Here is a 14,787-nt window from a genome sequence, read left to right on the forward strand (position 1 = left end):
GCATCAGTAACTGTTACATTATAAGTTCCTGCGGTAACACCCGTAATTGAAGCTGTAGTAGCACCGTTACTCCATGTATAAGTATAAGGAGAAGCAGTTCCTCCAGTTGCAGTAACTGTTGCACTACCATTAGCAACACCATTACAAGTTACATTAGTTTGCGATGCAATAGATGCAGATAAAGCAGTTGGTTCTGTAATAGTTATAGACGCGTTATCTGTACAACCATTAACATCTGTTATAGTTACAGTGTAAACTCCTTCGGTAACACCCGTAATTGAAGCGGTAGTAGCACCGTTATTCCATGAATAAGTATAAGGAGCAGTTCCTCCTGTTCCGGCAGCAGTAGCCTCACCATCAGCAGCAGCATGACATGAAATTTGTGAACCATTATAATTAGATGTAACTGAAGCACTTGCTACTAATGCAGTAGGTTCTGTAATAGTAACCGAAGTATCAGAGGTACATCCGTTAGCATCAGTAACTGTTACATTATAAGTTCCTGCGGTAACACCTGTAATTGTTGCCGTAGTTGCACCATTACTCCATGCATAAGTATAAGGCGCAGTTCCTCCTGTTGCAGTAACTGTTGCAGCTCCATTAGCACCTCCATTACAAACTATATTTGTTTGCGATGCCATTGATGCTGTTAAAGCGGTTATTTCAACTGAAATACTTGAATTATTAGGACAAGCTCCCGAAGTAGTATATGAAACTGTATATATATTTGGTGTTGAAGTTGAAAGATCAATTTCCCCTGTAGAGGTATCAATTGTTAAACCTGAGGTAGAAGAGAATGTTCCACCTGCTAAACCCGTAATGGTAGGTGTAGGATTTGTATCACTAGAACAATATGTAGCAGCGCCATAACTAAATGAAGCGTCGTCCAAAGCGTTTATAGTAATACTAACTTGAGACGTATTTGGACAGGTTCCTGTTGTTGTATATGTAACGTTATAGGTATTAGGTACTGAAGCCGAAAGATCAATTTCACCTGTTGAGCCATTAATAGACAATCCAGCTGTAGAGTCAAATGTTCCACCCGCTAGTCCCATAATAGTAGGTGTAGGATCAGCGCCATCTGCACAATATGTAGCAGCACTATAACTAAATGAAGCATCGTCCAAAGCGTTTATAGTAATACTAACTTGAGACGTATTTGGACAGGTTCCTGTTGTTGTATATGTAACGTTATAGGTATTAGGTACTGAAGTTGAAAGATCAATTTCACCTGTTGAGCCATTAATAGACAATCCAACTGTAGAGTCAAATGTTCCACCCGCTAGTCCCGTAATAGTAGGTGTAGGGTCAGAACTATCTGCACAATAAGTTGCAGCAGCGTAACTAAAAGAAGCGTCATCTGAAGCATTTATTGTGATAGAAGCCGTTTCTGTTCCATTACATAAACCATTAGTGGTATAAGAGACCGTATAGGTGTTAGGTGTTGAAGCTGAAACATCAATTTTACCCGTAGTAGGATTTATAGATAATCCTCCTGCTGCAGAAAATGTACCTCCAGAAACTCCTGTTATAGTAGGTGTAGGATCTAATTCGTTAACACAATAAGCAGAGGCGCTATAACTAAAAGAGGCATCTTCTCTAGGAGTAGTATTTATGGTTATGGTTCCGCATGAACCAGGTGTAACACATCCACCTTCTCCTCGAATATAATATGTTGTACTTGGAGGTGTTGGTGTTACAATAACGGTTGATGACGTCGTGGTGGCAACTAAAGTGCCTCCACATGACCCCGTATAAACACGCCATTCTGTTGCATCATTTTTGTTTCCAGAGATACTTAATAAAGCACTATTTCCATCACAAATAGTTGGTGGTGCAGATGTAACTGTTGGTATGTCTGGTTCTGCACAAGGAGTGGTAATAGTAAAGCTAGTTGTAGGTACATCAAAAACAACATCATTATTAAATTCCCAATTAGATAGTGTCATGATAGCCGCTAAAATAGTTGCTTTATCACCCGAATGATTAGCTGTAGGTTTATAACGTGCATTATCAACTTCTGGTTGAAAACCACCAACAGGAAACAAACCAACAGCGTCTGCACCATTTGTTAAAGTACTAGGCAATAAAGTGTTTGATGTGCTCGTACTTGTTTGCCAAGCATTTCCTGAAGTTCCAGACATACCAGTATTAGCACTAATTCCTGTAATAAAATCAGCAACCGAAGGCGATCCTTGTGAACCCTGGTGAATAAATAAATTATCGCCTGCAGCTCCTAGCATATTAGTAGTGAAGTTTGCTCCAACAGATACTATAGAGCCCAAAACACTGCCTCCCGAAAATGTTATAGCATTTGAAGATGCATTATAAGATACTTCCTCTCCAGCAGGAATTAGAGAGTTTGCCGTAAATTTTAACTCAGACTCGAATGTTAATAAACTACTTCCATCCCAGGCTTCATCAGTAATATAAAATTCTGTTCCAGCTTGTAAGGGAACCAAAACCACAAAAGAAAAAGATTCATCATCCATTTGTATTCTAGTGAAAGCTATATCTCCTTTTGTTAACGTAGTTTGAGAAAACAAAGGCGAGTTTGTTATCAATAATGCTAAAAATAACAAGGTTATTTTCAAATATTTTAGTGTGTAATTATTTTTCATGTAAAAATGTTTTTTAAATTGGTTAGTTTCTAGAAGGGAATATACCTTGAGTACAGATTATATAATTAATGCCTAAATAAGGGTTTCTGATATTAAAAGGTTGCTGACTTCCACTATTGAGAATATTAACACTTCCTTGAACATTAACTGTTCCATTTGATAAGTTAGTATCAGGAGTATCACTACTATATAACCTATTAGCCCCTCCAATGTTCGGTATTGCAAGACTATTATTTGTGGGGTCATCGGAGTTTGCTTCTTCTGCTACTGCTGGCATTGTTGAAATACCCGATGTTTGTGTAAACGTACCAACGTGGCTATGAATTGGCATATTACTTATGGTTAAAGTAATATTTTCACTTCCATTTTTATTACCTACATTTATGTTAGATAGTCCGGGGCCAGCGCCAGCACCAACAGCTGTTCTACTACGTAAATCTGGTAAAGCAAATGTGGTTCTGCCATCACCTCCATAATATGTACCTATAATAGAGAATAGAGCAGTGTTTGAGGATATTTGTAATAATTGTCCTTGACAAAAGGCCCAGTTTCTAGGAGCAAAATTACCTGCAAACATTCTTACTTCTCCAATAAAGCCTTCTTGTGCTTTACTATTCATAGAAGTCAATAAACAAAACATGAGTAATCCCATGATTTTAATTTTTAATTTCATAATTTTCATTTGGTTTTAAGGTTAGGTTTATGCTCCAAACTTAAATAAATGAATTGAAATAAATCAGAAAAAACTTAATATCTTACAAAAAACAATGCTTTTTACCTGTTAAAATCGTATTTAATCGAATATTTATAGTTTTAAAATCAGAAATGTTAAAAATAGAATAAAAAGGACCATAGATTTAAAATTTAATCTCTGAACTTTTATAACTATATATTAAATTGAGTATTAATGTTTAAATTTGGATATATTAAAAATGTAGAAGATCAAATTTTATATCAAAACAAAAATCTACTATTAGAGTTTCTAAAATACGTTATTACAGACAAAATATTTAAGGTTGTAGCTTCCTTATAATCCGTATTTTCAACTTTTACCATTAATTAAAATTACTACTTAGTAAAACTTCCAGTACTTGGTAACTCAAAAATTTGCAAATGAAAATAGGGAAGGGCAGCAATAAGATGATCGAAAATATCCGACATAATATATTCGTAATTTTCCCAACGTTTATCGCTACTAAAAGCATAAATTTCTAAAGGAATACCTTGTGTTGTAGGTGCTAACTGTCGCGCCATAATCATCATGTCCTTGTTAATGGCAGAATGATTTTTTAAGTACGCATCTATATATTTTCTAAAAAGCCCAAGGTTGGTAAGGTTTCTTCCGTTTAATAAGAGGGTTTTATCAATATTGTGGCTAGCGTTATAATCTGAAATATCCTTTTGCCTGGTTTCAATATAAGAGGAAATAAGCTGAATACCTTTTAATGCTTCAACTTCATTATCTGTTAAGTATTTTACACCATCTTGCTTGATATAGAGCGCTCTTTTAATACGTCGGCCTTCAGAGCTTGTCATACCACGCCAATTCTTAAAGGAATCGGAAATTAAAGCATAAGTTGGAATTGTAGTAATGGTTTTATCGAAGTTCTGAACTTTAACGGTTGCCAGAGTAATTTCGGTAACATCGCCATCGGCTCCATATTTCTCGAAAGTTATCCAATCGCCAATACGTACCATATCGTTAATAGACACTTGTATACTGGCTACAAAGCCCATTATAGTATCCTTAAAAACCAATATGATTACTGCGGAAATAGCTCCAAGCCCCGTAACAAACGATAAAAAAGGAATGCCTGTAATTATGGCTATGGCCGACATAAAACCGCCCAACCAAGCAAAAATCATGAATACCTGAATATAGCTGGCTATAGGTTTATCTTTTAAACTTGGTAAGGTTTTAAAGAAATCTTTTAAGGTGTGTAGAATGCTTCTAACAATCCAAAGAGTTAAAATGATACCAAATACTTGTAGGCCTTTTTCAAAAGTAGTTTCGAATGCTGGAAAATCATAGAATATAACCGGAAAGAACTTTAAAGTAATAAGTAAAGGAATAATATGCGCTACATTTCTAGGCACTTTATTTTTAACTAAAAGATCGTCGAAATTAGATTTTGAAACCGCAGCAAACTTAACAAAAGCCTGCACTAAAAGCTTTCGTGTAATATAATCGACAACAAACACCACAATTAACAAGGCTATTAATAAACCTAGCATGTTTAGGTATTTTGCAGTGGTTGCGGAAAAATCTGCTGTAATTAAATAGTCATATAACCAATGTTTATAACTAATCATTAACAACTTGTTTTAAGTATTTTTTTTCGACATAAAATGTTCCAAACGGAATTACAGAAGCTATTAATACAATACCTAAGGTTTTAGTATTCCATTTCATCTCTTTCATAATTAAAAAGGCCAAAACCACATACAGCATAAATAATACGCCATGAGGCATACCTAATAGCTTAACGTATTCTGGATTGCCAGAAATATATTTAATAGGCGTGGCAATAAATAACAATAAAAGGTAGGATACACCTTCTAGTAAAGCTACAATTCTGAAAATATTTAAAAATGAAAACATAGTATAAATTTATGGTGTAAAAATAGATAGAATTAGTATAGTTCTTGCCCTAAACATCGTTAATATTCAAGAGTTTTTTAGCGTATTAAAAACTAAAACACATTAAAAATAATAAGACCATAAATTGCAAAACGCAAAAACCTTAAAGCCCCGTATATCATCACATTTCTAAAAGGGAACTCTATAATTCCGGCAGCTAAACAAGCAATAGAAAAGGGTAGTGGCAATACGGCTCCAACCATAATTAAAAATCCGCCCCATTTTTTGGAGTTTTTTAATTGCTTTTCCATTTTAGTTTCTAGGTAATTATGTACCGATGGCATTTTAGTTATAGATCGTCCCATCCAATACGATACCAAACCACCACAGTATGAAAAAATAGCGAGTAGCGTTAAGTATAACCACGGACTGTACATTTTACCAGCCCAAGCAATAAAAATTTCTGGTGGCACAAGACCTAATAGCGTTTCTGAAACAAAAAAGAAACTTAAAACACCGTAAGCCGGAAGAATTTCGGTAAGACGCACTAAAGCTTCATTAATGTCAAAAAAGTAATTTAAGGCATATAAAGCGATAACAATTGCTATTATATACGGAAAAGATTTTTTTACAGCATCCCAAACAAACGTATAAAACCCAGTATACTTATAATACTGGTGCAATAGCTGTAATCGCGATTTTTGTGTTTTATCTTTGGGTTCCGGTTTCATGCTCACTACAAATTAAGGGATTACAAATATAATACTAGATTTGATATTAAAATGTATTAATATTTGACTTTAAATGAAATTTAACATGAATTTAGGGTTATTTGTAAAATCTTTGAATTGGTTTAAGTTTTTAAAGTATGATTATGAGTTTTTAATTTTATGATTTTGGAATGGGTTATAGAGGGTTTCTAATTTTCTATTTTACATAATATAAATTATAGTACACTTTTAATATTGGATTATCCAGTGGATGATTCAATATTAAAACAACATTTAGTTATAGATTTGATGTATGTTACTATGTAGCTATAATTCTCTATTATGTAAAATATCCCAGGAAGTCTTGTACACACAATAAACTGTAGTACTTGGGTCATTAAACATTTGGCTTTTTGGTTTAGTACTAAATAAGAAACATTCTGCTGTTTGTACTATAATTAGTCGCTATGTAAAATTGCCGCTGCCTATGCGCTCGATTGCTTTATTAAAATAATTATGCTATCGCATTAATTTTTTAAAACACAATATCCAACCGCATAGCCACCGCCATAAAAAAGCTAAACTTTTAGATTTATTTAAAATTCGCGTATTCGATAATAATCCTGCAATATTTTTTTCTACGACATTCTCGTAAAGCGTTCCGCAAGAGTATAAAATTACTCTGCGAGATAATTTCTATACACTTGCTCTAATTCTGCTATAATTCAACTTTTTTTGATTTGAACTGTTTAAGAACATTTAGAACTGAAATTTGAAATTGTGACTTTCAATAGTTAATGTTTATCTTTTTTTCTTGATAAAAAAAGAAACAAAAAAATCAAGGCTGCATAAAACTTTGGAAACAATGTACGGCTCAATCGCTATATTTTAGAAAACATTGTAACTGGTTAAGATTGCTTTGAACTAGCCTTAAACTCTGAAAATATTAAAAATATGTATTACTAGCCCTCTAAAATATCGCCGCTCATTTCGCCTATTGTTTTAACCAAAGTTTTCTGAGGCCGTTTTGCCAACGCTTCATCTGGGTAAAACCGCATTACTTCTATTTTACATAATATTATAAAACTAAGATTTTAGTTTATCAATCATATTTTCTAGCGAGTATTTTGCTAATTCTGGAATTGTACTACTAGATACTTTAATCTCCCAATTAGATAAACTAGACATTAAACTTACTTCATTATTTATAAATATATTGCTGTGTGATTGTGATAAATCTTCTGATGGAATTAAATAAACAACCTTTGGTTCTTTATCTACTATTAATACTAGAGCAACAAACAGTTTATTTCTTAATTCTCCTAAATCTTGTTTAGATAATTTAATACTGCGTTGTACGGTGTCTAAATCAATAGATTGTAAGTGTATTTGATTATCTCCAATTAAAAAATCAACCCCTTCCCTCCCATTTTGTTTGGGTTTTAATTCTAAATCTTTGTTTTTTAGTATTGATTTTATAAATTCTACTTTATTAATCACCCTTTTTATGTTTGTGTTTTTTTAATGGTGGGTAATCTTTCTTTTTATCAGGAGAAACTCTTCTTCTTTTATCTAAAGACCCATCGTCTTTTTTCGGTTTTGGACCTGGCTTAATTGCTTCTATTATCATTGTAATATTTGTTTTTTCTATTCGTGGCTTGGTTTGCCATATCCTAGTTTAATATTTAAATCTCTTATGGTAGAATATAAATCAACCATTGAGCCTTTTTTTATAATCCAATTTGTGATTAATTCTAAAATTTTCTCAGCATCTTCAATATGTCCCATTCTACTATCAGCACCACGAATACCTTTTTCATCAATTCTATGACCTCTAGTTAAATAAGTATTCTTTTCTTCATAGATATAGTCTCTGGCTTTTTTATAGCCTTTACCTTCTGGTAAATGCTTTAAAAGTAATTTACTAATACCTTTATAGTATATATCGTATTTCCTCTCTGGGTCATCAATATCTCCTAAAGCAAATTTCTTTAACTCATCTTCAGTTTGAAGTATTCCTTCTGTATCAATTGTTAACTGTTCTCCTACTACTTCATCAGCTTTAGAAATAAGCATCATTCTTTCCAACTCCTCTTGCTCTGAAAGTTTTTCTGATTCTTTCTTTTTATTACCTTTTTTATTATCACTCATAAATTATGCTATTAAATATTGAATATTTCTTTTTTTAATCTCTCTGTTGTTTCTTCAACAGATTCATTTTCCCAAATGTTAACATTTAGACTACTAATAGCTAAATCAATATTTGGCATTTGATTTTTAAATTTCCCCCAACTATTACTATCGTACATATAAAAATTATAAATAATACTTGGATGCACTTGTGATTTTTCTGCGTATTCTCTAACGAGAACAGATTCATTGATAAATGGTAATATGTATTTAGACCGCTTTTCATTAAATAAATATTCACGAGCAAAATTATTTGCTTTTTCCTCTTTTAGCCATAAATCAGGCTCTCCGGTTAAATGATATTTTACTTGTTGTATTTCGTTAAAGTCATATAAAACGTGATGTAATTCGTGCATTAATGAAAACCATAATGTAGGATATCTTTTGTATAAATCATTTATTACAATACAAGGTTTACCATTAACTACAAAAGTTGCACCTCGAACAGATATATTTGGTAAAGATTCTTGATAAATTACAGTAACACCTATGGAGAAAAGTGCTTTTACAACAGTAACTAATCCTTTTTTTACATTTTTAGTATAAGGACGAATTTTAGGTATTAAATCAATTAACTGTTCTCTGCTATAAAAATTTGGGTTTTCCAAAAGTTTAAATTGAGAAAGTGCAGATTGCACCCAAAATTCTCTCATTAAATCACTTGAACTTCTTTTTGTTCTGCTAAAAGCTGGAGTTACAACTTCTTTTGCAAAATCATATATTGAATTTAAGCCAAAGAATTGTACTATTCTTTTTTCAATTGAGTCATAATCAGTTTTAGAAGAAATGAATTTCTTTTTGTGTAATTGAGATAAGTCAAAATTTTGAACAATAAAATTATTTTTTTTCGCTTTTTCTATATCCCCAATTTGTTCACTTGGTAACTCTTGCAAATACACTTTAACAAAATCATCGACAGGTAAATTTAAAAATTGCGCCAACTTAATTATAGTAATAATATCAACACGTTTTGCTTCTTTATTTAAAATATTGTTTAAACTTTTCTTTTCAATACCAAGCATTGCTTCTGCTCTACTTTGTGTTATTCCTAACTCATCAATTCTCCTTTTAAAAAGTATGCTAAATGGCTCTTTACTAATGTCATCTGCAATGTGTAATGGTTCGATTAATCGATTGAAAGCTTCAATGAAATCTGAATCCTCGGTCATATTTGGGTAAATTTACATATTAAAAAACACTGTATAATATGCAAATATATTAAAGTTAGGTAAATTTACCTAACTTTAATATATTATTTTTTAAAAATAAATTATTTAATATTTTGAAATAAAAATAAAGAATAGTACAAGTAATCCCATTTCACACACATTCCACTACTCTCCTATCGTCGTTTCGTAAAAAAAGTGTTCCATTAACATTGTGGGGAAAATTTTTAGAAGAAAAAAATAAGAAAATGTAGAAATTCAACTTCGCTTTTGCCAAAGCAAAGTTACATAACGCAGAACATTATAGTACAAATATCGTATTTTGATTATATCAAGTAGTTTAGCTATTTGTAAGCTATAATTCTATATTATGTAAAATATCCCATAAAGTCTAGAACACACAATAAACTTGATTACTGGGGTCATTAAACATTTGGCTTTTGGTTTAGTACTAAATAAGAAACATCCTGCTGTTTGTACTATAATTAGTCGCTATGTAAAATTGCCGCTGCCTATGCACTCGATTGCTTTTAACAAATTAAACGCTTCTGGCGTTTATTTATAAACACAATTTCCAACCGCATAGCCACCGCCATAAAAAAGCTAACCTTTTAGATTCATTTAAAATTCGCGTATTTGATAATAATCCTGCAATATTTTTTTCTACGACATTCTCGTCAAGTGTTCCGCAAGAGTACAAAATTACTCTGCGAGATAATTTCTGTACACTTGCTCAAATTCTGCTAGTATTCAACATTTTTTAATTTGAGCTGTTTAATAACATTTAGAACAGAAATTAAAAATTGTGACTATTAATGTTAATTATTATCTTTTTTTCTTGATAAAAAAAGAAACAAAAAAATCAAGGCTGCACAAACCTTTGGAAACAATCACGGCTCAATCGCTATATTTTAGAAAAGATTCGAACTATTAAGATTGCTTTGAACTAGTTTTTAACCCTATAAATGTTAATACTATGCATTACTTGTTCTCTAAAATATGCACGCTCATTTCTCCTATTGTTTTGACCAAAATTTTATGATGCCGAGTTTAACATCGAAATTCTATTTTACATAATTAATTCAAATCTGCTATAGATATATTATTTCCTTTTTGAACTAATCCATTTCTATTTGCAACTAACATAGCTGCTCCAAATATATCGTTCTCATAGTTATCAATATGCTCATTATATTTTGATTTCATCAATGGTATTATATCATCAGTAGATATATTTGTAAAAAATAGTTTCATACCATAATTAGCACATTCAATGTAAGGATTCATATTAAAACCCCAAACTTCAAATTTGTCTTTATAACCTATATAGCTTAAAGCTCCGTTATTAATTAATTCATCTCCGAGAACTTTTCCTGTATGACAAGAACAAGTGTAAAAAAGTGTGTTTTTAAATTTATCTATATTAATTTTTGTTGATATGTATGGAATGTTTCCATTTTTCACTAACTCATTTTCTCCTCCGTGTGAATATGCTAATAAAATAAATTTTTCTAAAGGTTCTGTAATAATAGCAACCGCAACTTCATTTATTTTAGAGCTGTCATAATATGAAATATTTAATGATGAATCATTTAAAAATGTGTTCAAATCCTCATAGCACAGGTTAAAAAATAATCCCAAAGTTTCGTCTTGATTATCAAAAAGACCAATTATATCAACCATTATAAATTCTCTTTTTTACGCAATAATAAGTCGATGGTTAGTGAATTTAGCTTACTTGAAAATTCTTTGCCAATTGGTGTTTGAAGTCTGATTTCTTTTAATATTTCGTTTAAGGTATATGATTCCCCAGATGATGTGAAGTAAATAGGTTTGTCTTTATCGGATTCATTACTAATTATCCAATCTTCAATTGTATTATCGAGACTATTTTTTAAGTTATTAAATGCTTTATCAACTATTTGCATAGCTTCTTCTAAAGAACAATCTTTACTTAAGAAACCAAAAGCTCTATTATTAATAAAATCACTAAATTCTTCATTAGTTTGATTTATACCGCTCCAAAGGATAACAGGAATCAAAGTCGAGCTGTTATGAATCTCTTTTAATAGGTCGTGACCATCCAATTTATCATCTTTAGAAAACTCAATATCTAATAATACAATCAAATTTATATCTAGATTATTTTTGATATAATCCAGTCCCTCTTGTGGGTTAGAATAAAACTTAACATTTTTAAATTTATCTTCTAATGTAAATAATAAGGGATGCTCTTCAATCTCCTTATTATCATCTATTATTACAAAGGTTACTTCCATTAAGAATTATTTTTTAAAAGGTAATGTGATTTTAAATGTTGCACCAGTTGGACGAAACTCATTGTCTATTACTTCAATATTTCCTTGCATAGCTTCCACCCTAGTCTTAACCATATACAGCCCCATTCCTGCACCACCTTCCTCAGCTGTGTCAGTATAAAAAATATCAAAAATTCTATGTTTATCTTTCTCCTTTATTCCTATTCCATTATCTGAAAAAAGTATGGTCACTTCGTCGCTTGATGTTAAACTGCTACATTTTATTATTTTTTCATTGTTATTTTTTAAAGCTTTAATTGAGTTAGAAATTAAGTTATCAAAAATATCTTCTATTGCTTTTCTATTGTAATTAAGAATTAGATTATCCTTAATTTCTACAATTGTTCTGATACCTTCTTCATTTAGCCTATCAACATAAATATTATCAAACAGATTAACTATTAATTCTTTTAGGTTAATTTCTTCTAGTTCAGTATCCGATTTAGCATATTTAAGCATAAAATCGACACCCTTTCTTAATTTCAGCATTTCCTTATAAATGCTTTTTGAAATACTAATAAATCTATCTTCTAAATTTGGGTTAGGATAATTATTATAAAAATATTCTGCTCCTGTTAGTATATGACCTAATGTATGTTTTGTCATATGTGAAAACATTGCAGCATAGGTTTGCAATGAAACCAAACTCATAAACAAGTTTTCCTGCTGTTTGCTTTCTTTTTCTAACTTAGAATAGTCATTTATACTCTTTGTTACACTACCTTGTATCTTACCTAAATTTGCTTCTATACTTCTTAGTTTTTCCTGCACTTTTGGTGACGCCTCTTTTTTTACAGATGCAATCTCTCTTTTAAGTATTTTCAAATCTTGATTTGCAGCACCTAAACCCGACTTAGTTTTTGTTCTCTCTACATTTTTTGCATTTTTGAAAAAAGATTCTAATTGAACAATTTGTTCAATTATAAACCTCCTCAATTCCTCCCAAGCTTCATTTTCAACAAAACCTTGTCTGTTAGTAGATTCAATTATATCAGGGTTATTTTCATCAGTTATTTCTACATAGCCAAGTAAATCTCTAGTACTTAGTCTTTCAAAAAAACCTGACCATCTTCTTTTGTCAATACCTAAAATGTCCTTTTGTTTATTTCTGTCGGCTACATATTCAGCAAATGGAGTAGTAATAATACCATCCCTATATATTTTAATACCATCAATTTCTGAATTGAAATGTTTTTTATATTTACTTTTTGCAGGTTGATCAAAATAATAAAGCGTAAGTTTCAAAAAGCCACAAGGTCTTTCGGGTACTTTTATCTTATTAAGACTCCCCTTCTTATATTGTAAAATTTCTTGAACTCCTTTCTTTTTGTCAAATGTTAATTCAACCTTTTTGGTTGCAAAATCAATTAACTGTGTTTTTACTTTAACATTATCAAAATCCTTATAAGGAGACTTTATGGTAATATTAAAGGGATAAGCATTTGTTTTGCTTGGATTTGGTGGAACTAATTTAGAGAGTTCTTTAAATGCTCTGTTAATGTCATTTTCAGTCCAAATTTCATTTACTTGAGAAATTTCCAATGTTGTTCCTTGGACTTCTTTATCTCCGTTATCATACCAATATTTATTTTCAACATCAGTAAAAAAAGGTTTTTCCTCTTCAAAATTTAATTTTAATTGAGAATCCTCTAGTTTGGAATAATAAGACCAATCAGTCTCAAGACATAAAAGTTCGGCGCTATTCTTTTTTTGTGTTCTAAGGACTAATTTGTCTCCAAGTTTATCAACAGCAAATCTACCTATGCCTTTTTTTCCTGCAACTTTTCTTTTATGTGGTGCTGGAGATAATCGCTCTCGTCTTTTACTACTAGTTCCGATAACCATCCATTTGTTTTTAATATCGGAAAATTGCATTCCAATACCGTCGTCCTTAATAATTATCTTTGAATTTGGAGTTAAAGGATTGATATCAATAAATTCTACAGTAACATTTTCAGCATTTGCATCATAAGCATTTTTGACTAGTTCAAACAATGCAGTTATTCTGTCAGTTATGAGTTCTCTTCCTATAAGTCGGTAAGCACTAACATCAAAGTTAAATTTGATTGATTTTTCCTTTTTTAATGACATTAGCTCATTTCATTAATTTGTTCAAATAATGCCTTTGCTAGCAACGGAGGAACTGCATTCCCGATTTGCTGTTGCATATACATCAAGGTTCCTTCAAAAATAAAATTATCAGGAAAGCTTTGTAACCTAGCTGCTTCTCTAACTGATAAACCTCTATTCTCAAAAGGATGTATTAGCATATTTTTTCTATAATTAGAAATCACTACAGATGGTTTTTTAGAGTCTAGTCGTTTATAAATACCTGAATGACAATTATTTTTATCAGAATAGTTTTTCATTAAATCGTCAGGAATTGCTTTCCAATTTTGACCTTGTTTAATATGCTTATACCTTTCTAAAACATAATCTCTGTTTCTAGATACATAATTTTGGAAAGAGAAATTTGAATTTTCTCTCATTTTATCAGCAAATTCATTATTTGCTAATCCAGAATAAGGTAACGAATCTATAAAATCTCCATTTTGTAAATTTGGTAAATCCAAAATGGCATCTGCGACAGTATATTTATTGATTGATGCTTCTGGAAATCTAAACTTTATTCCATTTTTATTTCCAACCATAAAAAATCGTTTTCTATCTTGAGGAACTCCATAATCTGAGGCAGTTAATACATCAAAATTTACAGTATATCCAAGATTTTCAAGTCGTTTTTTTAGCACTTTTACAACTTTCCCTTTTTGGAAACTTCTAAAACCTTCTACATTTTCAAAAACACACCATTCAGGTTCTAACTCTTCAATAAACCTTAAGAACTCTTCAAATAAGCTATTTTTTTCATTACGTGTATTTCGCGTAACTGTATTTGATAAAGAAAATCCTTGACAAGGCGGACCGCCAAACAAAACAAATGGGTTTTTAGAAATCAGTTTAGTTGGATTGACTTTTCTAATATCCTCTACAATTACTCTAGATGACTTATGGTTATTACTAAAAGTATCTGCTGCATACTTATCATTTTCAACAGCAAAAGAAATATTTATGCCAGCCATTTCAGCACCAAGGCTCATACCTCCTGCTCCACTAAAAATGTCACAACCAAGTGTGGATGTAATTATATCTTGATTGATATTTAATTCAACAGGTATTTCATTATTTATTAATGTGCTCATT

At 31.1% G+C, this 14,787-nt stretch carries 12 protein-coding genes and 1 pseudogene; all 13 read right to left on the reverse strand.

Annotated features, from left to right (window positions below; all coding sequences use genetic code 11):
* Nucleotides 1–2,621 (reverse strand): annotated as a pseudogene (locus tag BMY96_RS14710) (hypothetical protein); the annotation flags it as partial.
* Between the two features lie 22 nt (nucleotides 2,622–2,643).
* Nucleotides 2,644–3,294, reverse strand: coding sequence for a phage tail protein (locus BMY96_RS14715; RefSeq protein WP_245750666.1), 651 nt, complete (start codon nucleotides 3,292–3,294; stop codon nucleotides 2,644–2,646).
* Between the two features lie 395 nt (nucleotides 3,295–3,689).
* Entirely contained in the window at nucleotides 3,690–4,934 is a 1,245-nt protein-coding gene (locus tag BMY96_RS14720) for a mechanosensitive ion channel family protein (protein ID WP_092853554.1), read from the reverse strand.
* Entirely contained in the window at nucleotides 4,927–5,223 is a 297-nt protein-coding gene (locus BMY96_RS14725; protein WP_092853556.1) for a DUF3817 domain-containing protein, read from the reverse strand. The genes BMY96_RS14720 and BMY96_RS14725 overlap by 8 nt, the downstream gene beginning before the upstream one ends.
* Nucleotides 5,224–5,315: 92 nt before the next feature.
* Entirely contained in the window at nucleotides 5,316–5,933 is a 618-nt protein-coding gene (locus tag BMY96_RS14730) for a YqaA family protein (protein WP_092853558.1), read from the reverse strand.
* A 1,065-nt stretch (nucleotides 5,934–6,998) separates the two neighbouring features.
* The gene (locus BMY96_RS14735) at nucleotides 6,999–7,412 is read right to left on the reverse strand and encodes a hypothetical protein (RefSeq protein WP_092853560.1); all 414 of its coding nucleotides are present in this window, start codon (nucleotides 7,410–7,412) and stop codon (nucleotides 6,999–7,001) included.
* Nucleotides 7,405–7,542: a hypothetical protein gene (locus tag BMY96_RS16055; RefSeq protein WP_175473591.1), complete on the reverse strand. Its 138-nt coding sequence runs from the start codon at nucleotides 7,540–7,542 to the stop codon at nucleotides 7,405–7,407. The genes BMY96_RS14735 and BMY96_RS16055 overlap by 8 nt, the downstream gene beginning before the upstream one ends.
* A 17-nt stretch (nucleotides 7,543–7,559) precedes the next feature.
* Complete coding sequence (locus BMY96_RS14740) at nucleotides 7,560–8,063, reverse strand: hypothetical protein (RefSeq protein ID WP_092853562.1); 504 nt, start codon at nucleotides 8,061–8,063, stop codon at nucleotides 7,560–7,562.
* Between the two features lie 11 nt (nucleotides 8,064–8,074).
* Nucleotides 8,075–9,271, reverse strand: coding sequence for a helix-turn-helix domain-containing protein (locus BMY96_RS14745; protein ID WP_092853564.1), 1,197 nt, complete (start codon nucleotides 9,269–9,271; stop codon nucleotides 8,075–8,077).
* A 1,074-nt stretch (nucleotides 9,272–10,345) separates the two neighbouring features.
* Nucleotides 10,346–10,951 carry a hypothetical protein gene (locus tag BMY96_RS14750; RefSeq protein ID WP_092853566.1) on the reverse strand — a complete coding sequence of 202 codons (606 nt, stop codon included), beginning with the start codon at nucleotides 10,949–10,951 and terminating at the stop codon, nucleotides 10,346–10,348.
* Nucleotides 10,951–11,547: a response regulator gene (locus tag BMY96_RS14755; RefSeq protein ID WP_092853568.1), complete on the reverse strand. Its 597-nt coding sequence runs from the start codon at nucleotides 11,545–11,547 to the stop codon at nucleotides 10,951–10,953. The genes BMY96_RS14750 and BMY96_RS14755 overlap by 1 nt, the downstream gene beginning before the upstream one ends.
* Nucleotides 11,548–11,553: 6 nt before the next feature.
* On the reverse strand, nucleotides 11,554–13,677 hold the full coding sequence (locus tag BMY96_RS14760; protein WP_092853570.1) for a sensor histidine kinase: 2,124 nt from the start codon (nucleotides 13,675–13,677) through the stop codon (nucleotides 11,554–11,556).
* The gene (locus BMY96_RS14765; RefSeq protein ID WP_092853572.1) at nucleotides 13,677–14,786 is read right to left on the reverse strand and encodes a DNA cytosine methyltransferase; all 1,110 of its coding nucleotides are present in this window, start codon (nucleotides 14,784–14,786) and stop codon (nucleotides 13,677–13,679) included. Before BMY96_RS14765 ends, BMY96_RS14760 begins: the two co-directional genes overlap by 1 nt.
* Nucleotide 14,787 lies beyond the last annotated feature (1 nt).

Origin of the sequence: Algibacter pectinivorans, assembly GCF_900112595.1 — a bacterium.
GTDB classification, from domain to species: domain Bacteria; phylum Bacteroidota; class Bacteroidia; order Flavobacteriales; family Flavobacteriaceae; genus Algibacter_B; species Algibacter_B pectinivorans.